The sequence below is a fragment of the Microbacterium sp. R86528 genome, assembly GCF_044596335.1.
Taxonomy (GTDB): domain Bacteria; phylum Actinomycetota; class Actinomycetes; order Actinomycetales; family Microbacteriaceae; genus Microbacterium; species Microbacterium marmarense.
Window position 1 is genome coordinate 2,809,932 of sequence record NZ_CP138996.1, and the last position, 26,609, is coordinate 2,836,540.

Genomic DNA, 26,609 nt, shown 5'->3' on the forward strand with positions numbered 1-26,609 from the left:
TAGGCTGGGAGCATGCGCGTTCTTCTTGCCGGCGGCGCCGGTTACATCGGCACTCACACGGCGATTTCTCTTCTGAGCAACGGCCACGAAGCGGTGCTTCTTGACGACCTCTCGGGCACACATGCTGTGGCAGCCGAGCGCGTCGAAGCAATCAGCGGCAAGAAGGTGCCGCTGATTGTCGGCGACGCCGCGGACGACGACGTCGTGGCGGCAGCGTTTGACGACTACGGCCCGTTTGACGCGATCATTCACCTTGCGGCGTTCAAAGCCGTGGGGGAGTCAACGCAGAAGCCGCTGGACTACTACTCGAACAACTTGGACACTACCTACGCGTTGCTGCGCGTCGGGCTCAGCCGAGGAATTCGGTCGTTTGTCTTCTCGAGCACCGGCACCGTCTACTCAGACCCGGCAGACCTCCCTTTCACCGAGGAATCAACGACGAGTGTCGACTTGTCCAACCCCTACAGCAAGTCGAAGCGCATGAACGAGGTGGTCATCGAAGACGTGGCCAGAGTCAACCCTGATGTGAACTTCACGGTGCTGCGTTACTTCAACCCTGTCGGCGCTCACCCGAGCGGCTTGATCGGCGAAGACCCCGCCGGCATTCCGAACAACCTCATGCCCTTCGTCTCGCGAGTGGCGGTGGGCTCTCTTGAGCGCGTGGGAATCTTCGGCGATGACTATGACACCCCTGACGGCACCGGGCTTCGCGACTACATCCATGTCGTGGATCTGGCCGAGGGCCACGTCGTCGCGCTCGAGCAAGCCGCTGCCGGCTACTGCGTGTACAACCTCGGCACTGGCACGCCTGTGAGCGTGAAAGAGCTGGTGGCTGCGTTTGAGAAGGCTGTGGGGCGCGAACTTCCCCAGGTCATTCTCGATCGGCGCCCGGGTGATGTGGCGGCGACCTATTGCGACCCGGCGAAGGCGAAGAGCGATTTCGGCTGGGTGGCCAAACTCGGCATAGACGACGCGTGCCGTGACTATTGGAACTGGCAGTCGCAGAACCCGAACGGCTACGCCGGCTCATAGAACTTGAGTGTGGTCTGACCACCCGCTAGTGTGGTCAGACCATTACGAAGGAGTCTGTGTGCCCACCACTGTGCGCGCGTGGCAGGTCGTTCTCGAGAAGATCGAGTCGGATCTGCTCGAAGGCCGGCTATCGCCGGGTGATCATCTGCCCCCTGAGCGCGAACTGTCGACCTCTCTCGGCATCGGACGTTCGAGCGTGCGTGAGGCGCTGCGCGTGCTCGAAGTCATGGGACTCATACGCACCGGCACCGGCTCAGGCCCGTCTTCCGGCGCGATCATCATCGCCACTCCGCGGGGCGGCATGGCTGCGCTTCTCAGGCTGCAAGTAGCAGCACAAGGGTTTCCCCTCGACGACGTTGTGCAGACACGACTTGTGCTGGAATCTGCGGTTGCACGCGCTTTGGCCACGAGCGCAGAGGCTGATACTGCCCCCGTGCATGCCGTTGTCGCTGCGATGGACAGCGAGACGCTCACCGCTGCCGAGTTTCTCGTGCTCGACGCCCAGCTGCACCTCGCGCTCGCCGAAGCATCCGGAAACGTCGTCATCGCCGCCGTGATGGCGGGACTGCGTGAAGCGATCGAGTCATACGTTCAGGCGGGAGCAGCCGCGATCTCCGACTGGGATGCGACCGCGCGCCGCTTGCGCGAAGAACACCACGCCATTCTTGACGCCATCGACACCCACGACTCCGATCGTGCCGTCACTCTCATCCACGATCACATCACCGGCTACTACGCGCACGCGGGTCTAGCCCGCGACGTGCAGTGAATCCTCGCATCGAAAGGCACCACATGGTCACCCGGCAAGTCCCCAACCCCAAAGAGCTGCTCGAACTGATGCAGTTCAAAAAGCCCGAACTCGATGGCCGCAAACGCCGGCTCGATTCGGCGTTGACGATCGCCGACCTTCGCAGCATCGCCAAGCGACGCACGCCCAAGGCCGCGTTCGACTACACCGATGGCGCCGCCGAAGGTGAGCTCTCGCTCGCTCGCGCTCGCCAGGCGTTCGAAGACATCGAGTTTCACCCCGGCATTCTTCGCCCCGCTCCCGATGTAGACACCTCAGTAGAAATCTTGGGGGGCCGCAGCGCTCTTCCGTTCGGAATTGCGCCGACGGGATTCACGCGGCTCATGCAGACCGAGGGTGAGATCGCTGGTGCCGGCGCTGCCGCCGCAGCAGGAATCCCGTTCACCCTCTCGACGCTCGGTACGACTTCGATCGAAGATGTGAAGGCAGCGAACCCACACGGGCGCAACTGGTTTCAGCTCTACGTGATGCGTGACCGAGAGATCTCCTATGGCTTGGTGCGCCGTGCAGCTGAAGCTGGTTTCGACACACTGCAGTTCACCGTCGACACGCCGGTTGCTGGAGCGCGACTTCGTGACAAGCGCAACGGATTCTCGATTCCGCCGCAACTGACTTTGGGCACCATCATCAATGCGATTCCGCGTCCGTGGTGGTGGATTGACTTCCTCACCACGCCATCGCTCGAGTTCGCATCGCTCAGCACCACCGGCGGCACCGTCGGCGAGCTGCTTGACTCCGCGATGGACCCGACCATCAGCTATGACGACCTCGCGGTCATCCGTGACATGTGGCCCGGCAAGCTCGTCGTCAAGGGCGTGCAGAACGTCGAAGACTCCAAGCGACTCATCGACGCCGGCGTCGACGGCATCATTCTGTCGAACCACGGCGGGCGCCAGCTCGACCGCGCTCCGATCCCGTTCCACTTGCTGCCCCAGGTCGTGCGAGAAGTCGGCAAGGACGCAACAGTCATGGTGGATACCGGCATCATGAACGGTGCCGACATCGTGGCATCCATCGCCCTCGGCGCGAAATTCACTCTGATCGGCCGCGCGTACCTCTATGGTCTGATGGCTGGTGGCCGCCAGGGCGTCGACCGCACCATCGGCATTCTGCGCAGCGAGATTGAGCGCACGATGCGTCTGCTCGGTGTGGCGTCGCTCGACGAGCTTGAGCCCAAGCACGTGACGCAGCTGCAGCGTCTCGCGCCGGTGAACAAGCCCGCAGCGCGCCGCACGCCGCGCGCGACAGCCGCGGCGAAGAAGGTCTAACCGCTGCTGAACGCCATCGCGCCCTGTGCCGTCTCGCTTCGAGGCGGCACAGGGCGTGGTGGTCTCAGCGGGTGGGCAGCGTCGGAAGCAACTCGTCGAGGTATGAGGCGGTGTCTTCCCAACCTTCGACCGCGTGACAGGGAACGCCCATCGCGAGCACGGGATAGTCGTTGCCGTCCGGATCGAGACGGTCGCCGATGAACAGCATCTCGTCGAGCGGAATGCCTGTCGCTTCAGACAGCTGGTTCATGCCGTAGGCCTTGTCGATTCCCCGATGCGTGATGTCGACAGAGGTTGAGCCGCCAGAGCGAACTTCGAGGTCAGGGATGGCGGCAGCGACGGCCGCGCGCAGAGTGTTCTTCTTCTCGCCGGTGGGATCCCACGCGGTCTTGGCTTCGAGCGGAGCTTTCTGTCCCAGCGCCGAGAAGGTGATCTGCGAGCCGCGGTCTTCAAGAATGGCGCCCCACGTCTCTTCTGCCCACAGCCCCAGTCGACGGGCTTCGCGTTCCACCGCGGCGAGGGCGCGCGACTTCTCATCGTCGGTCAGTGAGTGGGCGTAGACGGTGTGGATTCCGGACTCGTTCAGCAGGTAATACTGCGTGCCGCACGTGGGAAGCAGGTGGATGTGCGCGAGAACCGCCGGCGTTGTGTTCGGAAGCATGTCGACCACCTGGGCAGTGAACTGTGCGAGATGCCCACCCGAGATGATGGCGACCTCCACGCGTTCGGCGAGTGCGATCAGCTGAGCGCCGATGCGCGGGTCAATGGCGCTCTTGGATGGCGCAAGGGTGTCGTCCAGATCGAAGGCGACGAGGCGAGGGGTGGTGCCGGCGGTCATCAGAACTCCTGCGTGTCGGGGAAAATAAAGGGCCCCACCTCGCGGTAGGGCCCTGTAGTTGTGTCGGGGTGACAGGATTTGAACCTGCGGCCTCTTCGTCCCGAACGAAGCGCGCTACCAAGCTGCGCCACACCCCGTGGCAACCCTGCGAGTCTACCCGATCACGTGGCCTGCGCCGAACCGGCGGCAGGATCAGGTGCGCTCACCTGCGGCAAGAGCGTGATGAGGGATGCTTCTGGCCGGCAGGCGAATCGGACGGGCGCAAAGATCGAGTGGCCCAGTCCCGCGCTTACGTTGAGAGGGACCGCACGGCCGTCGTGAGACCAGGTGCTGAGGCCGCGTGCTTGATCGAGCGGGATGTCGCAGTTGGCGACGAGGGCGCCGTAGCCGGGCAGACGCACCTGCCCGCCATGCGTGTGGCCGGCGAACAGCGCATCCGCGCCGAGTTCGGTGAATGCGTCTAGCACCTTGCGGTACGGCGCGTGGGTGACGCCAAGGGTCACTGTCGCCGCCGAGTTTCTGCGCATCTCATCGATCGCGTCGGGAAGCAGGTCGAGGCGGTCCCAACCGCGGTGAGCGTCGCTGATACCGAAAGTATCGATGGCAGTGCCGTTGACCGTGATCGTGTGTGCGGCGTTGTTGAGCGGGAACCACCCGAGCTCATCGGTGAAGTAGGCGTCGAGCGCGCCGGTGTCGAGGGGTTCTTCGGCCACGGTCACTTTTGATGGTCCCGTGAAGTACTTGAACGGGTTGCGCGGTGACGGTGCGGCATGGTCGTTCGATCCGTGCACGTAGACGCCCGGAATTCCCCGCATCGTAGCGAAGGCGGTTCGGATACCGCGCAGACCTTCGGAATGGCCCAGGTTGTCGCCCGTGTTGACGATCAGATCGGGCTTCAAATCAGCCAGACGAGAGATCCACTGCTGCTTGCGGTGTTGCCACGGTGCCATATGGGCGTCAGACAGATGCAGCACGCGGATCGGTGACTCGCCGTGCGGGAGCACCCGAATCTCGTGCTCGCGCACGGTGAACAGATACCGTTCGATACCGATGCCCCACACCGCGGCGCCTGCGCCGACCGCCCCCACTGCGCCAAGCGCGGTGAGGGCGGCACGGGTAAAGCTCACGGCTTAGCCATTGTCGTCGTCGTCGTCATCATCGTCGTTGCCGCCACCGCCATCGCCATCGCAATCAGGCGAGACGTAGTTGATCGTGATGCTCGTGTTCTTCGTCACCGCTTCGCCAGCGGCGGGCGACGTGCCCGTTACCGACTCGCCGCTGGCATTCTCGTCTTCGGAACACGACGAGCTGATACGCCCGAAGCCGGCTGCGCGCAGCGCGGATTCTGCATTCGAGACGGATCCGCTGACATTCGGCACGGTGGCGCCCTGCCCGTTGCTCGGGCTGATGGTCACAACGGAGCCACCGGCTACGCGACCAGCACCCGGACTCTGTTCGGCGACGAGGCCCTCGGCCTCAGAAGAGTCAACTTCTCCGCCGACGCGAACCGTGAAGCCGGCAGCTTTCAAGGTGCTCGTAGCTTCATCGATCGACATGCCGACCACACTCGGCAAAGTCGTGTACACGGTACGTGTCAGGTTGCTATCGGGTGCCGGGAAGGCAGAACCGGGGTAGAGACGATTCGCGACGCTGGCGACGTCCTTCGTTATCAGGTAGCGCGCTTGCGAGAGTTGGTAGCCGTCGTACCAGGCGTTGAACACATCCGCTTTTCCATCGGCGTTGCCCACCCAGACCGCCGTCGCAACTGCGGTCGACGAAGAGACCAGCCAGGTCTGCAGGTTCTCGTGGGTGCCTGTCTTGCCAAGCATCGCTGTGCCGTCAAACGGGTTGCCGCTAGCACCGGTTCCGCCGTATGCCATTACGCCTTCAAGCGCATAGGCGGCGGTTGCCGCGACCGCGGGGTCGAGTACCTGCTCACAGGTGCGCTCGGGGAGGGCGACATCGTTGCCGTTGGAATCGGTCACCTTGTCGATCGCGCGCGGTTCGCAGTAGATGCCGTTGTTCGCGACGGTGCCGTAGGCGCTTGCCATTGCGATCGGTGAAACGGCGTTCGAGCCGATGATCGAGAATTGAGTATCGACCTTCACTTCGTTGCCGTTGCCCAGCGTCACACCCATCTTGGTTGCGTCGTTCTTGATGTCGCAGAGGTCAAGCTGCTCTGCCATCGCGAAGAACCCTGAGTTGAGAGAGTCCCGTGTGAAGCTCATCGGGGTGCCCACGTAGCCGGACTGCTTGTTGAAGTTCAAGATGGTGTCGCCGCCGAAGTTGACCCAGTCGCCGCCGCACGAGTTCGTCAGACTGTCGATTTCGCGCACTTGTCCGTTGAGCACCTCGTTGACGGAACGGCCCTGCTCGAGCCAGTCGATGAGCGTGAAGATCTTGAACGTTGAACCGACGCTGAAGCCCGCCGAGCCACCGAATTCCGTGTCGCCGGCGTAGACGATAGAAGAGTAGCTCGGGTCGTCGGTGATCGACTCGCTGAACTTGGTGTTCTGAGCGATGCTCAAAATGCGTCCGGTGCTCGGCTCAACGTTGGTTGCCACAGCGCCGAACTTGGTGTTGTCAAGCGACGTGGGAGTCCATGTTGAGACGCTCTGCTGCGCCGCGTTCTGAAGTTCCCAGTCGAGCGTCGTGTACACGTTGAGTCCACCGCGACGCAGCAGTTCGGTGCGTTCTTCGTCAGTCTCGCCGAAGGCGGGATCCGCTTCGATCACATAGCGCACGTACTGGCAGAAGTACTCGGCTCCCGTCGCGGCGGTGCAGCCGGTTTTGGGTGTGGTGATGTTGGGCACGATCGGTGCCTCGTAGGCCTCGTCGTGTTGCTCCTGGGTGATCTTGCCGTCTTCGAGCATGCGGTCGAGCACATACTGCTGACGCTGCTTCGTCAGAGCGTAGCCGTCTTCTTCGGAGTTCAGCGCGACACCCTCAGAGTTGGTGATCGTGCCGCCCTTCATGTCGATGCGGTACGTGTTGGGGTTCTGCACCATACCCGCGAGGGTGGCCGCCTGTGCGTAATCGAGGTCGGCTGCCGAGACGCCGAAGTAGTACTTGGCGGCGGCATCGATGCCGTAGGTGGTGCCACCGAAGTTCGCAATGTTCAGGTATCCCAGAAGAATCTCGTTCTTCGAGTACTTCTGTTCCAAAGCGATGGCGTAGCGCATCTCCTGGAGCTTGCGCTCGATGCCGTCGCTGCCCGCGGCGGTGGTCGCCTCGCTCCAGCAGTTGATCTTGATCTCTTCGCTCTTGGCGATCAATTCGTCACCCGTGGGCGCGACGACGTCCTCGCCGCTCTCTTCCGCAGCTGCTTCGGCCGCAGCGTTGAGCTCTGTGCGTGCCTGGTCGTTGGCGTCTGCCTCACACCGCTGCACGAGAATGTTCTTCACGTACTGTTGGCTGATCGTCGATCCACCCTGGGTCTCGCCGCCGCCCTGGATGTTGCTGAGCAGCGCGCGGCTGGTGCCGATGAGGTCGACGCCGCCGTGCTGGTAGTAGCGGGGGTCTTCACTCGAGAGCACTGCGTCATACATCGCGGGCGCCACCTCGTCGTACTCGACGGGGGAGCGGTTCTGGTCGTAGAACTGCGTGAGCACCTTGTCGTTGCCCTCGGAGTCCTTCGCATAGATCGTCGTCGGCAGCATCAGCTCGTCGATCTCCAGCACACTGGGGAGATTGTCGAAGAGGGTGATGGCGCTCGATGCGGCGTTGCCAGACAGCGCGATGGCAGGGGTCACTGTCGCGCTGATGAGAATTCCGGCTACGGCGCTCAGGCCGATGATTCCGGCAAGGCCCCCGAGCACGCCGCTAGCTGTCCGTTTGGTTCCAGGCATAGGCTTGATCGTAGGGGAGAACCCTGGGCGATCCCTTTACCGGCAAGCGCTCACGGGCTAATTCCCAGCGTTTACCGGCCTGATATTCAAAGTCTTCGACAGGAGTCGCAATGACGACGTGGGAATACCTCACAACACCTCTACTCATTCACAACACCGCCGCCATTCTCAATAACTGGGGAAAGCAAGGGTGGGAGCTGGTGCAGGTGGTGCCTGGTCCCGAAGGTGGGCTGGTGGCCTACTTCAAACGTCCGACCGGCGGCGGTGAGGCCAACGCTGGGCTTGGTGCGGCAGCAGAGGCTGCAAAGCAGTTCGGCGAGAGCTGATGTCGGTGAGCGTTTCTGAACGACTGGCTGAGCTCGGTATCGAGATCCCGAATGTCGTGCCTCCCGTAGCCGCGTACATCCCCGCCAAGGTCCACGGTGATCTGGTGTTCACCTCGGGCCAGCTTCCAATGGTTGCGGGTGCGCTTCCTGCGACGGGGAAGGTTGGTGAGGGCGATGACCACGTGTCGCCGGCAGACGCGAAGAGCTACGCCCGCCAGTGTGCGCTGAACGCCATCGCGGCCGCGGCCGCTGTCGCGGGAGGCGTGAACGAGCTCTCGGGTGTGCTCAAGGTGGTGGGTTTCGTCTCATCGGATCCGGAGTTCACCGGCCAGCCGGGCGTCATAAACGGTGCGAGCGAGATTCTCGCTGAGATCTTCGGTGACGCCGGTGTGCACGCTCGGTCGGCTGTGGGTGTGCCGGTACTGCCGCTTGATTCGCCGGTTGAGGTTGAGGTCATCTTCACTCGCGTGTGATCGACGATAAGAGGGATGCTGCGACGCGTATCGCGCTGCAGCATCCCTCTTTCTTGTTTGTGGGCGGCTACTTCACCTGGGCCGAGATGACGCTCATGACCGCGGTGTCGGCGAGCGTGGTCGTGTCTCCGACCTCGCGTCCTTCGGCGACATCGCGCAACAGTCGTCGCATGATCTTTCCCGAACGCGTCTTCGGCAGCTCGTTCACGATGTACACGTCGCGAGGGCGAGCGATAGGCCCGATCTGCTCTCCCACCCAGCTCCGAATCGAATGGCCCAGTCCCTCGGGGGTATGCGCATCCAGGTATGACTGCTTGATGATGACGAACGCCACGACCGCCTGGCCGGTGGTCTCGTCGGAGGCTCCCACGACCGCGGCTTCTGCGGTCGCATCGTGCCCCACGATTGCTGACTCGATCTCGGTGGTCGAAAGCCGGTGGCCCGACACGTTCATGACATCGTCGACGCGCCCGAGAAACCACACATCGCCGTCGTCATCGAGGCGCGCGCCGTCACCAGCGAAATAGAAGCCCTGCGCGTGGAATTTCTCCCAGTACGTCTCAACGAAGCGTTCGGGGTCGCCCCAGATTCCGCGCAGCATTGCCGGCCACGGCTCGGTGACGACGAGCAAGCCGCCGTTGCCATTGCCGACGTGGGTGCCGTCTTCGTTCACCACGTCAATGCTGATGCCGGGCACGGGAACCTGAGCGCTGCCCGGTTTCGTCTCGGTGACCCCCGGCAGCGCCGAGATCATGATGGCGCCGGTTTCTGTCTGCCACCACGTGTCGACGATCGGTGCCAGATTGTTGCCGATGATCTCCCGGTACCACATCCATGCTTCGGGGTTGATGGGTTCGCCGACCGAACCGAGCAGACGCAGCGACGACAGATCGAACTTTTTGGGAATGGCGCGACCGAGCTTCATGAACGAGCGGATTGCGGTCGGCGCGGTGTACAGAATGGTCACGCCGTACTTCTCGACCAGCTCCCACCAGCGACCGGGGTGCGGCGAGTCGGGAGTGCCTTCGAACAAGACCTGTGTCGCGCCGTTGGCCAGCGGGCCATAGGTCACGTAGCTGTGGCCGGTCACCCACCCGATATCGGCTGTGCACCAGTACACGTCGGTTTCGGGGTGCAGGTCATGAACGACCTTGTTGGTAAACGTCGCCTGGGTGAGGTAGCCGCCAGACGTATGCAGAATTCCCTTGGGCTTACCCGTGGTTCCCGAGGTGTAGAGGATGAACAGCGGGTTCTCAGCTGGAAATGCCTGAGCTTCGTGATCTTTGGATGCTGCGGGCACGACGTCGTGCCACCAGAGGTCGCGCCCTTCAGTCCAATCGACGTCGTTCTCGCCCCGTTTGACGACGAGAACGTGTTCGACGCTCTCTTGAGCGCCGGAACCGTTGCGGTCGGCGAGCGCCATGTCGACAGCCGGCTTCAGCGCCGAGACTTTGCCCTTGCGATAGCCGCCGTCTGCAGTGATGACCAGTTTCGCTCCGGCATCGTCGATGCGCGAGCGCAGGCTATCGGCAGAGAATCCGCCAAAGACGACCGAGTGAATCGCCCCGAGGCGAGCAACCGCCAGCATCGAGGCGACCGCCTCGGGAATCATCGGCAGGTAGATCGCCACCCGGTCACCCTGGCCGATACCGAGACCGGTGAGTACGTTCGCGAGGCGCTTCACCTCGTCGGTGAGTTCTGCGTATGTGATGCGACGTTCATCGCCGGGCTCGCCCTCCCAGAGCAACGCGACACGGTCGCCGTTTCCGGCTTCTACGTGTCGGTCGAGGCAGTTGTAGGCGACATTGAGCTCTCCGTCGTCGAACCACTTTGCGAAAGGGGGGTTGGACCAGTCAAGAACCGCGGTGAACGGCTTGTGCCAGTGCAAGTCTCGGGCTTGCTGCGCCCAGAACGCCTCGCGGTCGGCGCGGGCGTGCTCATAGAGCCCGACCGTGCCGATGGCGTTGGCACCGAAGGATTCCGAGGGCGCGAACTTGCGATTCTCGTTCAGGAGGTGGTCAATCTGGCTACTCATGTGAGCGCGCTCCTTTGCGGGCTGTAAGTGAAGCACCGGAGTGCCGGTGAGCTTGTGTGAAATCTACATTCGGGTGGGCGTTGTGACTACCTCCGATAGTAGGGAGCGTATGAATCTGGAATTCAACCCGACATATCGCCACGCGACGCAAGCGATTTATTGGCTGCGAACCCTGTTGTCGCCTAGGCTCATCATCGCCCGAACGTTGATTCGTGCTTCGCAGCGTCCACCTCACCCCCGACTAGTGACGCTGCGCGCGGCGGCATCCCATTCCCCCCATTGGGATGCCGCCCCCGTTTTCTCGCACGGTTCTCGGGCCCTTCCGCTGCGGTTCCTCCCCACCAACTGCTGGTGCAACGCAGCCCACCGTTCAGACGGCAGACCCCGACCGGCGCCCCGCTGAGTCATAGCGTCGCTGCATGCCTGAAGCGTTTGTCGTTCGTCCGCGAACGGCCATCCCTGGCGGCGCCTCGATCGCTTCGTCGCCCGTCGCCGCGCGCAAGCCGGCAGCCCTGCCGCCAGCGCTGCAACCATTGGCGGAATTTCTCGACGACCCGAACACCACCGACGTGTTCATCAATCCAGACCAACGCCTGTTCGTCGACAAAGGCGCGGGACCGTGCGCGGTCGAAGGGTGGCGTGCCACGGAACAAGAAGTTCGTGCCCTCGCGGTAGACCTGATCGCGTTGGGCGATCGTCATATAGACGATGCGCACCCCTGCGTTGACGTTCGGCTCGGCGATGGCATCCGCGTGCACGCGGTGCTGCCACCGATCTGCGTCGGAGGTACGGCACTGTCGATACGTATTCCACGGCTAGACCGGCCGAGCCTCGCAGACCTGCAGCAATCGGGAATGTTCTCGCAAGCGCTCCGAGGGCGCTTGGACCGGTTGGTCGATCGCCGCGAGAACGTGCTGATCACCGGGGCCGCGGGAGCAGGAAAAACGACCCTGCTGGGGGCGATGCTCTCCGCGGTGCCCGCGACAGAGCGCATTATCACCATTGAAGATGTCGCCGAATTGCGCCTCAGTCATCCGCACCATCTCCGACTGGAATCTCGGCAGGCGAACCTCGAGGGTGCGGGTGGGGTCGCGATGGCTCAACTGGTGCGAGAAGCCCTGCGCATGCGTCCAGACCGACTCGTGGTCGGAGAATGCAGAGGGCCCGAGATTCGGGAGTTGCTTTCGGCCCTGAACACCGGCCATGACGGTGGGGCAGGCACGGTGCATGCCAACAGCCTTGACGACGTCAGCGCGCGGCTCGAAGCCCTCGGCGCTCTCGCGGGTCTCGACGACGTCTCGCTGGCCCGCCAGGTGACGAGTGCGATCGCTTGCGTGATTCATGTTCGACGGGCCGACGACGGGCAGCGCCGCGTCGATGGCATCGGACGCCCGGTGCTCGCCGCGTCGGGCCGTCTCGCAATTGAGAAGGCGCAATGGGCAGACGAGTGAACGGCGACGCCGCGGCCGACTCGGCTGAAGTCATCCTGCACCTGGCGGTGCTGCTCGAAGCAGGCTTGCCGCCGGTGCGGGCGTGGGAGTACCTGGCGTCTGTGGGCCAGCAGGAGGCGCTGAGAGTCGCGCGCGCCTGCGAGCGGGGCGAGAAGCTCGTCGACGCAATCGCGGGCATCGGCGCGAACACCGGCCAGCAGTCGTGGCGTGAAGTGTCTGTCGCCTGGTCAATCGCAGCTACGGTGGGTGCGCCCCTTGCGCAGAGTCTGCGCAATATCGCGGTTGCGATGCGCGATACCCGTGATGTCGCTGATGAGGTGCGGGTGGTCCTCGCTGAGCCCGCGGGCACTGCCAGGCTTATGGGCTGGCTTCCCCTCGTCGCAATCGGGCTCGGATTCGCACTCGGCGTTGACACCGTCGGTGTCTTGTTCACCAATCCCATCGGTGTTGCATGTCTGGTGGGAGGAATTGTTCTCGTGCTGGTGGCACGTCGGTGGACTGCGACTCTCGCGAGAGCGGCTGCCGCTGACGTTGCGCTGCCCGGGCTCGGCGCCGAACTGGTCGCTATCGCCCTGAGCGGGGGCGTAGCAATTGAACGCGCACGATCGCTTGTCAGCGAAGCGGGGTTTGCGATCGACGATGACACCGATTCGCTGCTTGCTCTCTCGCGCACCGCCGGCGTCCCCGCGCTCGAACTGCTTCGCGCGTCGGCGGTGCTGGCCCGTCATCGTGCTCGAACCGAGGGGCGCCTTCGTGCCGCGCGTCTATCGACGAGATTGCTTCTGCCCCTCGGCGTGTGCACTCTGCCAGCCTTTCTGCTTCTGGGCGTTGCGCCCATGCTGCTCGGCGTGCTGTCGAGCGTCAGCATCCAACTTTGAACGTGCCCACTCTCACCCCATCGATTGGAGAACACCCATGACAATCCCTACCCTCACCCGCCGCCGGGCTCAACGGCTCTTCGTCGACCCGCTGGCAAACGACGCCGGCGCGGCGACCGCGGAGTACGCGATCGCGACAATGGCCGCCGTGGCGTTCGCCGGGCTTCTCGTGGTGATCATGCGAAGCGACGAGGTGCGCGGAATCTTGACCGATCTGGTGCGCCGTGCATTGAGCGTTCAGTGATCTCCCGCGGACTCGGCGGTCGCCGTTTCGCGGATCGCGGCGCGGTGACGGCTGAGTTCGCGGTCTCACTGCCAGCGATCGTTGTCGTCATCATGTTGGCCGCGGGAGCACTCAACGTCTGCGCGCGCCAGGTTCGACTGCAAGACGCCACTGCTGATGCCGCGCGATTGGCCGCGCGCGGCGAAAGCACACAACGCATAGACGCTGCACTGTCTGCCGCAGCAGCGACGGGCGGCGTCGATCATCGTGGTGATGGACTCGTCTGTGTGAACGCGACAGCACCGGCGCTGTTCATTGAGCTCACCGCTACCGGCTGTGCGCTCGAAGGCGGATGGTGATGGCTGGCGCAGTGGCGGCTGCGGGGGTCGTGGCATTGACCGCAACACTCTCAGTAGCGCTGGTGACAGCAGGGTCTGCTCACGTCGTTTCACAACGGCTCGCCGCCGCGGCTGACTCGGCAGCGCTCGCCGCCGCCGATGCTGCTTCGGGCGCGGCGACCGGTCTTCCGTGTGAGCGTGCAGCCCAAGTGGCGCAGGCGCTCGGGGTGCAAGTTTCACACTGTCAGCTCAGTGGACTGGTTGCCACGGTGACCGTGGCAACCACGTTTGCTGGCCTGCCCGCCGCAGCATCTGCGCGGGCTGGTCCGCCACGCTGAGCGTCGCGCACAAAGATCACGTCCGGTTCTGACGTGTATGGTTTGCGACGAAGGAAGGACGCCCCCGTTGGCAGAAGGCAAGAAGCTCGTCATCGTTGAGTCACCCACCAAGATGAAGTCGATCCAGGGTTATCTCGGCGACGGCTATGAAGTTCTCAGCTCGGTTGGACACATTCGAGATCTCGCGGACAAGAAGAGTATCCCTGCGGAAAAAAAGCAGGCCTATGGCAAATACTCGATCGACGTCGACAACGGATTCGATCCGTACTACGTCGAGAGCGACCGCGGCAAGAAGACCGTCACCGAGTTGAAGCGCGCACTGAAAGGCGCCGACGAGCTCCTGCTCGCGACTGATGAAGACCGCGAGGGCGAAGCCATCGCGTGGCACCTGCTTGAAACGCTGAAGCCCAAGGTGCCGGTCAAACGGATGGTGTTCCACGAGATCACCAAGGACGCAATTGAAGCAGCGGTGCAGAACACCCGCGAGCTTGATCTTGCTCTGGTGGATGCTCAAGAGACGCGCCGTATTCTTGACCGACTCTACGGCTGGGACGTCAGCCCCGTGCTGTGGTTCAAGGTTCAGCAGGGCACTTCTGCGGGCCGCGTGCAGTCAGCTGCGACTCGCATGGTTGTTGAGCGCGAGCGCGAACGCATGGCTTTCGTGTCAGCGTCGTATTGGGGCATCGATACCGTGGCCGCCAAAGCGGCTGACTCGTTTGGTGCACGGTTGGTGCGTGTCGATGGCGCGCCCTTGGCCCGCGGCACCGACTTCGACGACATGGGCGTGCTCAAGAAGGCCGTTCTGGTTCTCGACGAAGCAGCGGCTCGCGAACTCGCCGCCGCCATCGAGAGCACCGGTACGGCGACGGTCTCGGGCGTAGAAGCAAAGCCGGGCACGCGCAGTCCTCGAGCTCCGTTCACCACATCCACACTTCAGCAAGAAGCCGGTCGCAAGCTGTCGATGAGCGCGAAGCACGCCATGAGCGTGGCACAGCGCTTGTATGAAAAGGGCTTCATCACCTATATGCGAACCGACTCAACCGCGCTGTCAAAGCAGGCGGTTGAAGCGGCACGAGAGCAGGCCGTCGCTCTTTACGGCGACAAGGCCGTACCGGCGACGCCGCGGGTCTACCGCAGCAAGTCAAAGAACGCGCAGGAGGCGCACGAAGCGATCCGCCCCTCTGGCGACACCTTCCGCACTCCGTCTTCGGTTTCGGGTGAGCTTGACCGCGATGAGCTGCGCGTCTACGACCTGATCTGGAAGCGCACCATGGCTAGCCAGATGTCTGATGCGAAGTATGAAACCACGACGATCACTCTCGAGGCTGAGGCAGCTGGCAAGCGCGCCGAGTTCACCGCATCGGGCACCGTGTACACCTTCAAAGGCTTTCTCGAAGCGTATGAAGAAGGCCGCGACGAAAAGCGCAGTGACGACGACAAGAACGAAGAACAGTCGTTGCCTGCTGTCGTCGCCGGCGATGTACTGCAGCTCAGCGATGTTGAGCCCAAGGGGCACTCAACCAGCCCGAAGCCTCGATACACCGAAGCGAGTCTCGTCAAGGCGCTCGAAGAAAAGGGCATCGGTCGCCCATCGACCTTCGCGAGCATTATCGACGTCATTCTGAACCGCGGCTACGTCACCAAACGGGGTCAGGCACTGATTCCGACGTGGCTCGCGTTCAGCGTGATTCGGCTGCTCGAGGAGCACTTCGCTGACCTCGTCGACTACGACTTCACCGCAGCGCTCGAAGACGATCTCGATGCGATCGCACGAGGCGAACAGCAACGTGTTGACTGGTTGAAGGACTTCTACTTCGGCTCGGAAGACCATGTCGGCTTGCGAAACATCGTCGAGAATCTCGGCGAGATTGACGCTCGAGCACTCAACTCGACACCGATTGGCGGTGTGGCGACTCTTCGGTTCGGCAAGTATGGCGCGTATCTGGAGATTCCCAACGCCGACGACCCAGAGGGTGAGCCGCGACGAATCAACATTCCGGAAGACCTCGCACCCGATGAGCTCACTCCGGCCAAGGCCCAAGAGCTCATCGATGCTCCCGTCGCAGGCGATCGAGTGCTGGGCGAGAACCCCGAGACCCAGAAGCTCGTTGTCGTAAAGGACGGCCGGTTCGGCCCCTACGTGCAAGAAGTAGACCCGCCTGCCGAAGAGTCTGTCGACGAGGCAACCGGCGAAGTCGTTGAGGCAGCTCCGGTTGAAAAGCCCAAGCGCGGTGCCAAAAAGCCTGCCGCTCCGAAGCCGCGCACGGCGTCGCTGTTCAAGTCGATGTCGGTGGACACCGTTGATCTTGAGACCGCACTTCGTTTGCTCGATCTGCCCCGCACGGTCGGCATCGATCCCGAGACCGAAACGCCGATCACAGCCCAGAACGGTCGCTACGGCCCTTATCTGAAGAAGGGCACTGATTCGCGCACCCTGCAGAATGAGCAACAGCTCTTCGACATCACCCTCGAAGAGGCGCTCGCGGTGTACGCGCAACCGAAATACGGTGCCCGCGCCGCAGCCAGTGCGCTGAAAGAGTTCGAAGCCGATCCCGTCAGCGAAAAGCCGATCAAGGTGAAAGACGGTCGTTTCGGGCCGTATGTCACTGACGGCGTGACCAACGTGACCATTCCTCGGGGCCAGACCCCCGACGACATCACCTACGAGATCGCCGTGCAAATGCTTGCCGACAAGCGCGCGAAGGGCCCCGCACCGAAGCGCGCAACAGCACGCAAGGCGCCAGCAAAGAAGGCGCCTGCGAAGAAGGCAACCACCACAAAAGCAGCCGCCACAAAGACAACTGCCGCGAAGAGTGCCGCATCGAAAACGACTGCCGCAAAAACGACTGCCGCAAAGACCGCTGCGGCTAAGTCTGCCGCCACAAAGACGCCGGCGAAGCGAGCGCCAGCAAAGAAGGCACCGGAGGCAAAGTGACCTCTCGCGCGTCCGAGGGATTGTGGATCACCATCGAAGGTGGCGACGGCGCGGGAAAGACCACGCAGTCGACCCTTCTCGAAGACTGGCTGCAGTCGCAGGGTCGAAACGTAGTGCGAACTCGTGAACCCGGTGGCACTGAAGTCGGCAACCTGATTCGCAACATCGTTCTGCACCACCGAGGTGACGTGGCACCCCGCGCGGAAGCGCTGCTGTACGCCGCCGACCGCGCACACCACATTGAAACCTTGGTGCGGCCTGCGCTTTCACGGGGCGACGTGGTGATCCAAGATCGCTATCTCGACTCATCCGTCGCCTATCAGGGAGCCGGGCGCGTGCTCGATTCGAACGAGGTGCGCAACCTCTCGCTCTGGGCCGCGGACGGCGCCCTCCCCGACGTCACTGTGCTTCTCGACCTTGACCCGGCGCACGCGCGCAAGCGGCTCGATGCAGATGACAAACCGTTCGACCGCCTCGAAGCTGAGGAGCTCGACTTTCACACGCGTGTGCGGGCGGCATTCCTCGCGCTCGCCGAGGCCGAGCCTGAGCGGTTTCTGGTGTTGGATGCCGCCCTGCCAGCAAGCGAGCTGGCTGCCGTCGTTCGGCATCGAGTGAGCACGCTCATCGGTGACGTCAGCACCTCGCATTAGGCTGATCCGTATGGATGCGACGGCATCGGCCGAGGTCGACCTGAACGCGCTGCCCTGGGGCAACGTATGGGGTCAAGATGCCGCGGTGGCGGCGCTGCAAGCGGCAGCATCCGACCCCAACTCCATGACCCACGCGTGGCTCATCACCGGGCCGCCAGGATCTGGACGCTCCACGCTCGCCTACGCGTTCGCTGCGGCGTTGATCGCAGAGCCTGGCGACACACACGCAATGCGGCAGGTGCTCGCCGGCGCGCATCCCGATCTTGCGGCGCTGCGCACTGAGGGCGTGATCATCACGATCAAAGATGCCAGAGCGCTCGTGGAGCGTTCCTACTTTTCTCCCTCGCTTGGCCGCTATCGCGTGATTGTCATGGAAGATGCTGATCGCATGGCAGAGCGCACCTCCAATGTGTTGTTGAAAGCACTCGAAGAACCGCCCGAGCGCACCGTCTGGGTGCTGTGTGCTCCGAGCGACGCCGACTTGCTTCCCACAATCCGCTCGCGGGTGCGCACCCTGCGCCTTCGCGAGCCCGATGTGGCCGATGTCGCCCAGTTGATCACCGAGCGCTCCGGCATCGACTATGCGGTGGCAGAGCAGTCTGCTCGGCACGCCCAGCGTCACATCGGCATGGCGCAACGCTTGGCGACAGACGATGCGTCGCGAGCGAGACGTGACGAGACGCTGCGTGCGGTGTTGCGTGTGCGCAGCGTCGGTGACGCCGTTGAAGTCGCTGGTCGGATTGTGCAGGCGGCGACTGAAGACGCGAAGGCGCTGACGGCTGAACGCGACGAAGAAGAGCGCGCCGCTCTGCTGCGAACCCTCGGCATCGTCGAAGGGCAGGCAGTGCCGCCCGCGGTGCGGTCACAGGTCTCGGCGCTGCAAGATGATCAGAAGCGACGCGGCACGCGCAGCCTTCGCGATGGCATCGACCGCGTGCTCACCGATCTTGAGTCGATGTACCGCGACGTGCTGATGATTCAGTTCGGCAACGACGGCGAACTGATCAACCTTGAAATCGAGCCAGACCTGCGTGCGATAGCGGCAGCCTGGCATCCCGAGCGCACTCTGGTGATCGTCGACCGTATAGCCGAAACTCGGCGCAACATCGAGCAGAACGCCGCGCCGCTGCTGGCGCTCGAAAGCATGCTCGTCACCGTCTCGAACGGAAGGATCCCGTGACCGCGATGGTTGCTCGAACTCCGCGGCGAATCGCCGCCATTGTTGCCGGGGTGCTGGCCGCCTCGCTCGCCCTCTCGGGGTGCCTCTACGCGCAGATCCCGGCGGAGCAACCGCGGTCATCGGCGAGTCCAGCGCCTGAAAGCGACGGGATCGCTGACGAGCTGTTGCCGTTCTACGAGCAGACTCTCGAGTGGGAGTCCTGCGAATCGGCAATGGAGTGCGCGATCGTCACCGCGCCGCTCGACTGGCAGAATCCCGGTCTCGGTGAGATCGAGTTGGCGATCATTCGCAGTCACGCGACCGGCGGCGACGCGATCGGGTCGCTGCTGACCAACCCGGGCGGCCCGGGCGCGAGTGGCCTTGGATTCATCCGCGATTCGATCAGCTACGCCGTGGGTGAAGACGTGCGAGAGAACTTCGACGTGATTGGTTTCGACCCGCGCGGAGTAGGAGCATCCACGGCGGTGACGTGCTTCACAGACCCCGCTGACATGGACTCCTATCTCTTTGACATTCCCGAGAATTCGCGCGGCTCCGACGCATGGAATGACGAGCTGCTCGCAAGCAGCGCAGAATTCGCCGCGGCATGCGAGGCGAACAGCGATGGCATCCTGCCCTACATCACAACCGACCAGTCAGCCCGCGATATGGACCTGTTGCGTGGCGTTCTCGGCGACAGCGAGTTGTACTATCTCGGCTACTCGTACGGCACGTTCTTGGGTGCCACGTACGCCAAACTGTTCCCGGAACGCGTGGGGCGGCTCGTGCTCGATGCCGCTATTGACCCCTCAGTTTCAGGGCTTGAGGTAGGCACCACGCAGGGCGTCGGATTCGAGTCGGCCCTGCGCGCATACATGGCGGACTGCATCGACGGCAGCGACTGTCCGTTCCGCGGCACCGTCGACCAAGGCATGGCTGACCTCGGCACGCTGTTGGCGGGAGCCGATCGATTCCCCCAACAAGGCGCGGACGGGCGGATGCTGGGAGCCGACACCCTGCTGACAGCGATTATCGCGGCGCTGTATTCCGAAGACAGCTGGCCATACTTGACCGCTGCGCTGACCGACACCCTCGCCGGCGACCCTGAGCTGGCGTTCACTTTGGCTGATTTCTACTACAACCGCTCCGGCGGCGTGTATCTGGACAATCAGACCGAAGCGTTCAGCGCTTACAACTGCCTGGATTATCCCAACGACTCCACGCCCGAGGATGAGGCCGCTTCACAGGCGCTTCTCGAGGCTGAAGCGCCGACTGTTGCTCCCTATTGGAGCGGACCTGATGGATGCGACGAGTGGCCCTATCCGCCGTCAGGTGTGCGCGAACCCATCGCCGCTGAGGGTGCTGACCCCATCGTTGTGGTGGGAACAACGAACGACCCGGCAACCCCGTACGAGTGGTCGGTATCGCTCGCTGAACAGCTGTCGTCGGGAGTGCTGGTCACGCGTGTCGGCGAGGGGCACTCCGGCTATAACAAGGGCAACGCCTGCGTAGACGCAGCGGTCGAGACCTACCTCATCGATGGCACGCCGCCTGAAGACGGGCTCCGCTGCGAGTGAGGGCAATTGCCAGTTCGCGCAGCGTCACCGCAGCCTGTAGGATTGATGATCGTGCATCGCTTCGGTGATGTTCGCCGCCTTAGCTCAGATGGCAGAGCGATTCACTCGTAATGAATAGGTCGAGAGTTCGATTCTCTCAGGTGGCTCAGATGCCGAAGGCCCGCCTTGTGCGGGCCTTCCTTCATATCCGCAGAACGGTGGTATCGCAGTGCCGGATCGTGCTCTCGATGCTGTACTTGAGATATTCGGTTGGGCAGGGTTCGGGCTTGGGACCGTGCTGGCCGTGATCACGCTGGGCCTGTATCTCGCTGATGGCACGTGGTTGCCGGTGCGCGCATTGATCGAAGACTCACCTGGTGGTCGAATCGCGCGATGGTTCGATGCTGACGGGGGAGTGGGCTCTGCGCAGCTGTCGCCCGATATCGATCATGCTCTGGCGGGAAAAGACGAAGCCGATGTGTTCTACCGACGCGGCACGACTGGGCAGATACGACTCACTCAGGGCTCGCCTATCGTGCGTGGGGTGCTGCTGCTGGCTCTAGGGCTGCTCGGCTTCGGGGTGGCGGCGCTTGTCGCTTCTGGGATTGTTCTCTTCGTGCGAGGGTGAGTCCCGTCCGCGCACTAGGCGAGCGCGAGCATGCCGCCGGCAGTCAGTGCGAGCGTGAGTCCAACCCACTGCACCGCCGCGACTCGCTCGCGCAGTACGACGGCAGCCAGCAGGATGGTTCCGGCGGGGTACAGCGCGGTAAGCGCCGAGACCACGGTGAGGTCGCCCACGCGCAACCCCAGCAGAATGAGGGCGTTTGCGGTGGCGTCGAGCACTCCGCACCCCACGGCGAGCACGACCGCGTTGCGTCGTGTGATCCCAAGAGCAATCGGGCCGGTGGCGTGCTCCAGATCGACGTGTCCGCTAGGGGTGCCGCCGACAGCAAAGCCGCTGGCTTCCAATGCGCTGGACGCGCTCTTGCCCCGGCGCACCGCGATCACGACGAAGCTCGCGATGATGATGCCGGTGATGATTGTGTTGGTACCGCGTCCGACGATGAGCGGAATGAGCCCGCTCTCAGGACTCGTCTGATCGATGATGATCAAGAAACCGCCGATAGCAAGCCCAGAACCCACCGCCATCACGACTCCGCGAACTGACGGTCGCACGGTATTTTCGCCCGGAATGAAACCGACCAGCACGACAGCGACGAGGGCGACCACGAGCCCGAGATAGCCCAGCACAGATAGCGTTTCGCCTTTGGCGAAGAGGCCGAACAGCATCGGCGCAATGGCAGAGACCACCGCTGTCAGCGGCGACAGAATGCTCATCGGGCCGATAGCCAGGCATGCATATAACAGCATCAGTGCGACAACGCCGACGATTCCGGCCGCCACGCCCCATCCGACGTCGGCTGCGGTCCACACGCCATCGATGAAGATTTGCACGACCGCAAAAGCAGCGAGCCCGGATGCTGCGGCAATCGCCGTGACGACGATCGATCGAAGACGACGAGCGGCGAGCCCGCCCAGAAAATCGGCGGATCCGTAAAAAAGTGCGCCAAACAGGGCAAGAGCGGCAGAAAACATCGAGTCTCAGCATAGGTGTGGTCGCGCGCACGTAATTCGCTAGATAAGCTAGCGACTATGCAAACGCCACATCACGCGAATAAGCAACCCACCCGATGGCTTCGAGTGGCAATTCCCGCACTTCTCGTGCTCGTGTGGTTGGTCGGTGGATCCGTGGGCGGCATGTACTTCGGCAAGGTCGATGAGGTGTCATCGAACGATCGATCCTCGTTCCTACCCGAGAGTGCTGACGCGACTCAGGTCAACGAGCGGCTCCCGGATTTTCTCGGCGATGACAGCATTCCGGCGCTCGTGGTGGTTGCAAGCGATAGTGAACTCACCGACGAGCAACTGGCAGAGATGCAGACGCTCGCGGACGACATCGCTGATGTTGGCGGAGTGGTCGACGGGGTATCGCCGCCCATCGTCTCAGACGACGGTCAGGCCGTGCAGATATTCGTGCCGATCGACGCCGATGGCGACGTTGGCGACATCGTGGTAGAAATGCGCGAGTTGCTCGAACAAGAGCTGTCGACAGACCTGGAGGGCTGGGTAACCGGGCCTGCCGGCTTCACCGCTGACCTCAGTGCCGCATTCCTGGGCATTGACGGGCTGCTGCTGGGTGTCGCACTCCTCGCGGTCTTCGTCATTCTGATCATCGTCTACCGCTCGCCATTGCTGCCGATCCTGGTGCTGATGACTTCGTTGTTCGCGCTCTGCGTGGCGTTGCTCACGGTGTGGTGGCTGGCCTACGCCGGCGTGGTCGTGCTCAACGGTCAGGTGCAGGGAATTCTGTTCATTCTTGTGATTGGTGCGGCCACCGACTACGCCCTGCTCTACGTTGCTCGCTTCCGAGAGTCGATTGCTCGCGGTGAGCGACGCTGGGCGGCAACCACGCAGGCATGGCGTGGCTCGTTCGAACCCATCCTGGCCTCGGGCGGAACGGTTATCGCCGGTCTGTTGTGCTTGTTGCTCTCCGACCTCGCGACCAACCGCGCGCTGGGTCCCATTGCCTCCATCGGAATCGCGTTCTCGATGCTCTCGGCGCTGACCTTCCTGCCCGCTCTCCTGGCGCTGTTCGGCCGGGTCGCGTTCTGGCCGTTCATTCCCAAGCACGGTGTCGCTGAGATCCCCGACGACCTCACGCAGCCCGTGAAGGGCCTGTGGCCGCGTCAGGCGCGGTTTGTCGCCCGCCACGCTCGCGCGGTTTGGATCGTCTGCACGATCGTGCTCGTGGGTGGCGCCCTCGGGGTTACACAGCTCCAGGCGGATGGCGTGCCATCTAGCGACCTCGTGCTCGGAGAAAGCCAGGCGCGTGACGGTCAAGACGCGCTCGCTGAGCACTTTCCGGCCGGATCAGGCAGCCCCGTCTATGTGGTGGTTCCCGAGAGCGACATCGTCGAGACCGTGCAGATCATGGAGGAGTCCGCTGGCGTCGAATCGGTCGCTCTGTCGAGCGAAGATTCGCCAACCGGTTCTGTTCAGGTGAGCGTCGAAGACGGCGAAGCAGTGTTCACTGCCGTCGGCCCTCCCGGAACGGAAGCGCCCGCGCCGACTGTCGCTGACGGAGACGTGCTTGTCACTGGCACATTGACTGATGCTTCTGACTCGCTTGAGGCCGAAGACACCGTGCGCGAATTGCGCACCGACCTTGACGCGCAACTCGGCGCCAGCACGGCAGTTGTGGGCGGCGAAACAGCCACCGACATCGACAGTAACGACACCTCGATCCGGGACCGCACCCTCATCATCCCGGTCATTCTCGTCGTGATCTTGCTCATCCTCATGCTCTTGCTGCGCTCGATCCTCGCGCCGGTGATCTTGATCGGCACCGTCATCCTTTCGTTCGGCACCGCACTGGGCGTGAGTGCGCTGGTGTTCAACAACGTCTTCAACTTCCCTGGTGGCGACCCAGCCGTTCCGCTCTACGGCTTCGTGTTCCTTGTCGCGCTGGGTGTGGACTACAACATCTTCCTGATGTCTCGAGTGCGAGAAGAATCGCTGGTGCACGGCACCAGGCGCGGCATTCTGCGTGGTCTGGTCGCGACAGGAGGTGTCATCACCTCGGCCGGACTGGTGCTGGCAGCCACGTTCGCAGCGCTGGGAGTTATCCCCATCCTGTTCCTCGCCCAGTTGGCATTCATCGTCGCGTTCGGGGTGCTGCTCGACACCTTCGTGGTCCGCTCCTTCCTCGTGCCGGCTCTGTCGTACGACATCGGACGCGCAATCTGGTGGCCCTCGAAGCTGTGGCGTCATGGCGTCGAAACGCAGGAGCCGCAGGCGACGGTGCCGGCATCTACCGACCCTGGTCTGATCGCGGCCGATGGTCACACCCTGACACGCGACGAGTATCGGCGTACCCTCGAATCATGAGTCGAGCACTGTTCATTGTCGATGTTCAAAACGACTTCACCGAGGGCGGTGCGCTGGCCGTCACCGGCGGCGACGCTGTCGCGCGACGGATCAGCACCTACCTCGAAGCGCACGCCGGGGAGTACGCGCTGATCATCGCGTCACGAGACTGGCATGACCCCGACAGTGACAACGGCGGTCACATCAGCGAGAGTCCTGACTTCGTTGACACGTGGCCAGTGCACTGTGTAGCGGAGTCACTCGGGGCCGAGTACGACCCCGAGTTCGACCCCGCATCGGTCACCCACCACGTCAAGAAGGGGCAGGGCGTTCCCGCGTACTCGCTGTTCGAAGGCACCACAGACGAGGGACTCTCGGTGGCAGCGCTGCTTGATCAACATGGCGTGCTGTCGGTCGACGTCACGGGTCTGGCCACTGATCACTGCGTGCGTGCCTCAGCGGCTGACGCGATTTCGCATGGGCGTCATGTGCGCATTTTCACGGACCTGATCGCAGGGGTCGCGCCCGAACCGAGCGAAGCCGCGCTTGCGGAGCTCGCCCACGCGGGCGCAGAGCTCGCTGAGTCGAGCAGTCACTAGCCCGGCAGGCTCACGCTGCCCCGTGTGCCGTGTGCCGTGTGCCGTGTGCGGCGTGCCAGTTCCTAACCCGTCACGGACAGCAAGGCCGCGCCGGGATCAGCGACGCTCATCGCGCTCACGGCAAGGTTCGGTTCAGCCATGAAGGTGCTCACCGACCGAAGACGATTCGCTGTCGCGACCGCCTCGACGCCAACGGTGTAGCCCATCGAGGCAATGTTCTCGCTCGCAAGCCTGTCGCTCGCATCAACCGTTGACACCACGAAGTTCACGACTTGCAGGTTCCTCGTCATCGTTCCGTGGAAGCACGGATTCGAAAAGAGCACCGGCACGAGCTCATCGATATCGACGGGTTCGCCGCAACGAAACACGCGGCTATCGGTCGCTTGGTCGATAGCCGACGCAACAGAGACGAGCTGATCGCCCATCGACAGCACGTTGATCCCGCTGGCGGCAGAGATAGCGGCTACGGGCAGAGAGGCAGCGATGCTTGAAGGCAGCAGACTGGTCAGATCAAGTTCCTGCTCGACCGCGACTGCTGTTACCTCGACATTCGATGGCCAGGGTGCGAGCTCCGCGAGTTCGCTTGAGTTCGTGCGCAGCGCTTTGCCCGCTTGGCCAAACATCCCGATCGCTGGTCGCAAGACATCTGACTGCCACCCGCAGGTGTCCCAGGAATCTATGTAGTTGGCATCGATGCAGGAGTCGATTGTCTTCACGCCCATCCAGAGCAAGACGTTGCTCGTGGGCTGGCGCAGCACATCCATGAACGTTTCCAGCGGAGTGGCCAAAGTGGCGGCCACGTCAGATCCGGTGTTCGGCGTACCGAGAGTGATGACCTGATCGATCATCGCTCCACGCTCGGTTTGCCCGTCCAGCGCAAAGCGCAACGCCAGTCCTCCCATCGAATGGGCGACTACCGTGACCGATTGTTGAGACAGGGTGTAGAGACAGTCGATCGCTCGCATCAGATCGATCCCGCTCTGCCCCGTGACCCACTGCGCAGATTGCTCGCTGTAGTCGAACGAGAACAGGCTCACCCCATCGAGCTGGCTCAACCGCTCGACTATTGACGCCTCCTCGGCGGCGCTTACGGCGGTTGTGAGATCTGTGCCGACCCATTCCACGTCTTGTTCGAAGACCGCTCCGCTGTCTGCCCAGCCGTGTACGAGCACGACGGGTTTGCCGAGGGGCACGTCCGTGCCGGCGCGCTGCTCGTCGAAGCCGATGCCGCCAACGAGGTCGAGCTCGTCGATATCGGTGAAGCAATCCGCTGACGTGGCGTGATGGGCGATGCCGACTGCACTCGCACTGTCGGTGACCGACGGGGCATCAGCGCCCGCGCCGCCCAAGAGTGCGGTGAGGGGCATTGACACAGCGAGCAGTGTTGACCACACGTGCCGGACTGCGCCACCGAGCTTCAACATTGTCGAATGATTTGGAGCGCGGTAGCGTGCGAGCGACCAGCGAGCCGCGGCCGTAGATGGTCAAAGAGAACGCGACACACGGCAACAAGGCGTGCAGATACATCCAACGTGCTGTTGGTTGCGCTGTACATGTCCGCGATCTCCCCGTCAATTTGCGGGGTATGGCGCACAGCAACGTTCGCGTTGCGGACACAGCTAGGAGTGCGGTGCACTGTGCTCCCCCTATACATCATATCTGCGTCGCGAGCTTCAACAGAAATCTCGGCGTCTCGACCGAACGACTCGCGGCGCAGCGCGCGAGAATGCCTGATCAGACGTGTCCGACTATTGACAGCTAAGCGTGAAACACCGCGACACTCCACTGGAGTATCGCGGTTTTGGTGGGCCCCGTGGGGCTCGAACCCACGACCAACGGATTAAAAGTCCGATGCTCTACCGACTGAGCTAGAGGCCCTTGCAGTACAAGCCTACTTTGAGATGAGTAGTGCCCGTGCACATAGGGA

23 protein-coding genes and 3 tRNA genes are annotated in these 26,609 nt (G+C 63.0%); 18 read left to right on the forward strand and 8 right to left on the reverse strand.

The features are described 5' to 3' along the window. Positions 1 to 12 precede the first annotated feature (12 nt). Genes galE through SJY18_RS13010 form a run of 3 tightly spaced genes read left to right on the forward strand, consistent with a single transcriptional unit; the run spans position 13 to position 3,108 of the window. On the forward strand, positions 13 to 1,032 hold the full coding sequence (galE, locus tag SJY18_RS13000) for a UDP-glucose 4-epimerase GalE (RefSeq protein ID WP_396667873.1): 1,020 nt from the start codon (positions 13 to 15) through the stop codon (positions 1,030 to 1,032). Between the two features lie 58 nt (positions 1,033 to 1,090). Further along, the gene (locus tag SJY18_RS13005; protein WP_337337467.1) at positions 1,091 to 1,801 is read left to right on the forward strand and encodes an FCD domain-containing protein; all 711 of its coding nucleotides are present in this window, start codon (positions 1,091 to 1,093) and stop codon (positions 1,799 to 1,801) included. Positions 1,802 to 1,824: 23 nt separating this feature from the next. Beyond that, complete coding sequence (locus SJY18_RS13010; protein WP_396667874.1) at positions 1,825 to 3,108, forward strand: alpha-hydroxy-acid oxidizing protein; 1,284 nt, start codon at positions 1,825 to 1,827, stop codon at positions 3,106 to 3,108. A 64-nt stretch (positions 3,109 to 3,172) separates the two neighbouring features. Here SJY18_RS13010 and SJY18_RS13015 read toward each other — a convergent pair whose 3' ends face one another. The 4 genes from SJY18_RS13015 to SJY18_RS13030 all read right to left on the reverse strand — a co-directional run bounded on the left by SJY18_RS13015 (position 3,173) and on the right by SJY18_RS13030 (position 7,794). Beyond that, complete coding sequence (locus SJY18_RS13015; protein WP_396667875.1) at positions 3,173 to 3,946, reverse strand: HAD-IIB family hydrolase; 774 nt, start codon at positions 3,944 to 3,946, stop codon at positions 3,173 to 3,175. A gap of 63 nt (positions 3,947 to 4,009) precedes the next feature. Next, positions 4,010 to 4,083 (reverse strand) — tRNA-Pro (locus SJY18_RS13020). A 24-nt stretch (positions 4,084 to 4,107) separates the two neighbouring features. Next, a complete protein-coding gene (locus tag SJY18_RS13025; RefSeq protein WP_396667876.1) occupies positions 4,108 to 5,073 on the reverse strand; it encodes a metallophosphoesterase in 966 nt (321 codons plus the stop codon). A 3-nt stretch (positions 5,074 to 5,076) separates the two neighbouring features. Then, positions 5,077 to 7,794: a transglycosylase domain-containing protein gene (locus SJY18_RS13030; RefSeq protein ID WP_396667877.1), complete on the reverse strand. Its 2,718-nt coding sequence runs from the start codon at positions 7,792 to 7,794 to the stop codon at positions 5,077 to 5,079. Positions 7,795 to 7,904: 110 nt separating this feature from the next. Between SJY18_RS13030 and SJY18_RS13035 the strand changes: the two genes are divergently transcribed. Both SJY18_RS13035 and SJY18_RS13040 read left to right on the forward strand, forming a co-directional pair. Continuing rightward, on the forward strand, positions 7,905 to 8,120 hold the full coding sequence (locus tag SJY18_RS13035) for a hypothetical protein (RefSeq protein ID WP_363582061.1): 216 nt from the start codon (positions 7,905 to 7,907) through the stop codon (positions 8,118 to 8,120). A 5-nt stretch (positions 8,121 to 8,125) separates the two neighbouring features. Beyond that, positions 8,126 to 8,593 carry a RidA family protein gene (locus SJY18_RS13040; RefSeq protein ID WP_396667878.1) on the forward strand — a complete coding sequence of 156 codons (468 nt, stop codon included), beginning with the start codon at positions 8,126 to 8,128 and terminating at the stop codon, positions 8,591 to 8,593. Between the two features lie 67 nt (positions 8,594 to 8,660). On the opposite strand, the gene acs is transcribed toward SJY18_RS13040, so the two are convergent. After that, on the reverse strand, positions 8,661 to 10,628 hold the full coding sequence (gene acs, locus SJY18_RS13045) for an acetate--CoA ligase (protein WP_396667879.1): 1,968 nt from the start codon (positions 10,626 to 10,628) through the stop codon (positions 8,661 to 8,663). A gap of 419 nt (positions 10,629 to 11,047) precedes the next feature. Here acs and SJY18_RS13050 point away from each other — a divergent pair, with 419 nt between their 5' ends. The 11 genes from SJY18_RS13050 (at position 11,048) to SJY18_RS13100 (ending at position 20,784) form a co-directional block, all read left to right on the forward strand. Next, on the forward strand, positions 11,048 to 12,079 hold the full coding sequence (locus SJY18_RS13050) for a TadA family conjugal transfer-associated ATPase (protein ID WP_396667880.1): 1,032 nt from the start codon (positions 11,048 to 11,050) through the stop codon (positions 12,077 to 12,079). Next, complete coding sequence (locus tag SJY18_RS13055; RefSeq protein WP_396667881.1) at positions 12,064 to 12,957, forward strand: type II secretion system F family protein; 894 nt, start codon at positions 12,064 to 12,066, stop codon at positions 12,955 to 12,957. The genes SJY18_RS13050 and SJY18_RS13055 overlap by 16 nt, the downstream gene beginning before the upstream one ends. Before the next feature lie 37 nt (positions 12,958 to 12,994). Further along, positions 12,995 to 13,201: a DUF4244 domain-containing protein gene (locus tag SJY18_RS13060; RefSeq protein ID WP_396667882.1), complete on the forward strand. Its 207-nt coding sequence runs from the start codon at positions 12,995 to 12,997 to the stop codon at positions 13,199 to 13,201. Beyond that, a complete protein-coding gene (locus SJY18_RS13065) occupies positions 13,198 to 13,539 on the forward strand; it encodes a TadE family type IV pilus minor pilin (protein WP_337337478.1) in 342 nt (113 codons plus the stop codon). The genes SJY18_RS13060 and SJY18_RS13065 overlap by 4 nt, the downstream gene beginning before the upstream one ends. After that, a complete protein-coding gene (locus tag SJY18_RS13070) occupies positions 13,539 to 13,856 on the forward strand; it encodes an Rv3654c family TadE-like protein (RefSeq protein WP_337337479.1) in 318 nt (105 codons plus the stop codon). Before SJY18_RS13065 ends, SJY18_RS13070 begins: the two co-directional genes overlap by 1 nt. Before the next feature lie 67 nt (positions 13,857 to 13,923). After that, positions 13,924 to 16,791 (forward strand): type I DNA topoisomerase, encoded by a 2,868-nt coding sequence (gene topA, locus SJY18_RS13075; RefSeq protein WP_396667883.1) that lies wholly within the window; start codon positions 13,924 to 13,926, stop codon positions 16,789 to 16,791. Beyond that, complete coding sequence (tmk, locus tag SJY18_RS13080) at positions 16,788 to 17,441, forward strand: dTMP kinase (protein ID WP_396667884.1); 654 nt, start codon at positions 16,788 to 16,790, stop codon at positions 17,439 to 17,441. The genes topA and tmk overlap by 4 nt, the downstream gene beginning before the upstream one ends. 10 nt (positions 17,442 to 17,451) lie before the next feature. Continuing rightward, positions 17,452 to 18,621: a DNA polymerase III subunit delta' gene (locus SJY18_RS13085; RefSeq protein ID WP_396667885.1), complete on the forward strand. Its 1,170-nt coding sequence runs from the start codon at positions 17,452 to 17,454 to the stop codon at positions 18,619 to 18,621. A 5-nt stretch (positions 18,622 to 18,626) separates the two neighbouring features. After that, positions 18,627 to 20,177, forward strand: coding sequence for an alpha/beta hydrolase (locus tag SJY18_RS13090; RefSeq protein WP_396668924.1), 1,551 nt, complete (start codon positions 18,627 to 18,629; stop codon positions 20,175 to 20,177). Between the two features lie 73 nt (positions 20,178 to 20,250). Further along, positions 20,251 to 20,323: transfer RNA gene (locus SJY18_RS13095), tRNA-Thr, on the forward strand. Positions 20,324 to 20,385: 62 nt separating this feature from the next. Continuing rightward, entirely contained in the window at positions 20,386 to 20,784 is a 399-nt protein-coding gene (locus tag SJY18_RS13100) for a hypothetical protein (protein ID WP_396667886.1), read from the forward strand. Between the two features lie 14 nt (positions 20,785 to 20,798). Here the strand turns inward: SJY18_RS13100 and SJY18_RS13105 are convergent, their stop codons facing one another. Beyond that, positions 20,799 to 21,752, reverse strand: coding sequence for an EamA/RhaT family transporter (locus SJY18_RS13105; protein WP_337337484.1), 954 nt, complete (start codon positions 21,750 to 21,752; stop codon positions 20,799 to 20,801). 57 nt (positions 21,753 to 21,809) lie between these two features. Here SJY18_RS13105 and SJY18_RS13110 point away from each other — a divergent pair, with 57 nt between their 5' ends. Both SJY18_RS13110 and SJY18_RS13115 read left to right on the forward strand, forming a co-directional pair. After that, entirely contained in the window at positions 21,810 to 24,104 is a 2,295-nt protein-coding gene (locus SJY18_RS13110; RefSeq protein ID WP_396667887.1) for an MMPL family transporter, read from the forward strand. Further along, entirely contained in the window at positions 24,101 to 24,682 is a 582-nt protein-coding gene (locus SJY18_RS13115; RefSeq protein ID WP_396667888.1) for an isochorismatase family protein, read from the forward strand. Before SJY18_RS13110 ends, SJY18_RS13115 begins: the two co-directional genes overlap by 4 nt. Before the next feature lie 62 nt (positions 24,683 to 24,744). Here the strand turns inward: SJY18_RS13115 and SJY18_RS13120 are convergent, their stop codons facing one another. Both SJY18_RS13120 and SJY18_RS13125 read right to left on the reverse strand, forming a co-directional pair. Continuing rightward, positions 24,745 to 26,106 carry an esterase/lipase family protein gene (locus tag SJY18_RS13120; RefSeq protein ID WP_396667889.1) on the reverse strand — a complete coding sequence of 454 codons (1,362 nt, stop codon included), beginning with the start codon at positions 26,104 to 26,106 and terminating at the stop codon, positions 24,745 to 24,747. Between the two features lie 378 nt (positions 26,107 to 26,484). Beyond that, positions 26,485 to 26,560: transfer RNA gene (locus tag SJY18_RS13125), tRNA-Lys, on the reverse strand. Between the last annotated feature and the right edge of the window lie 49 nt (positions 26,561 to 26,609).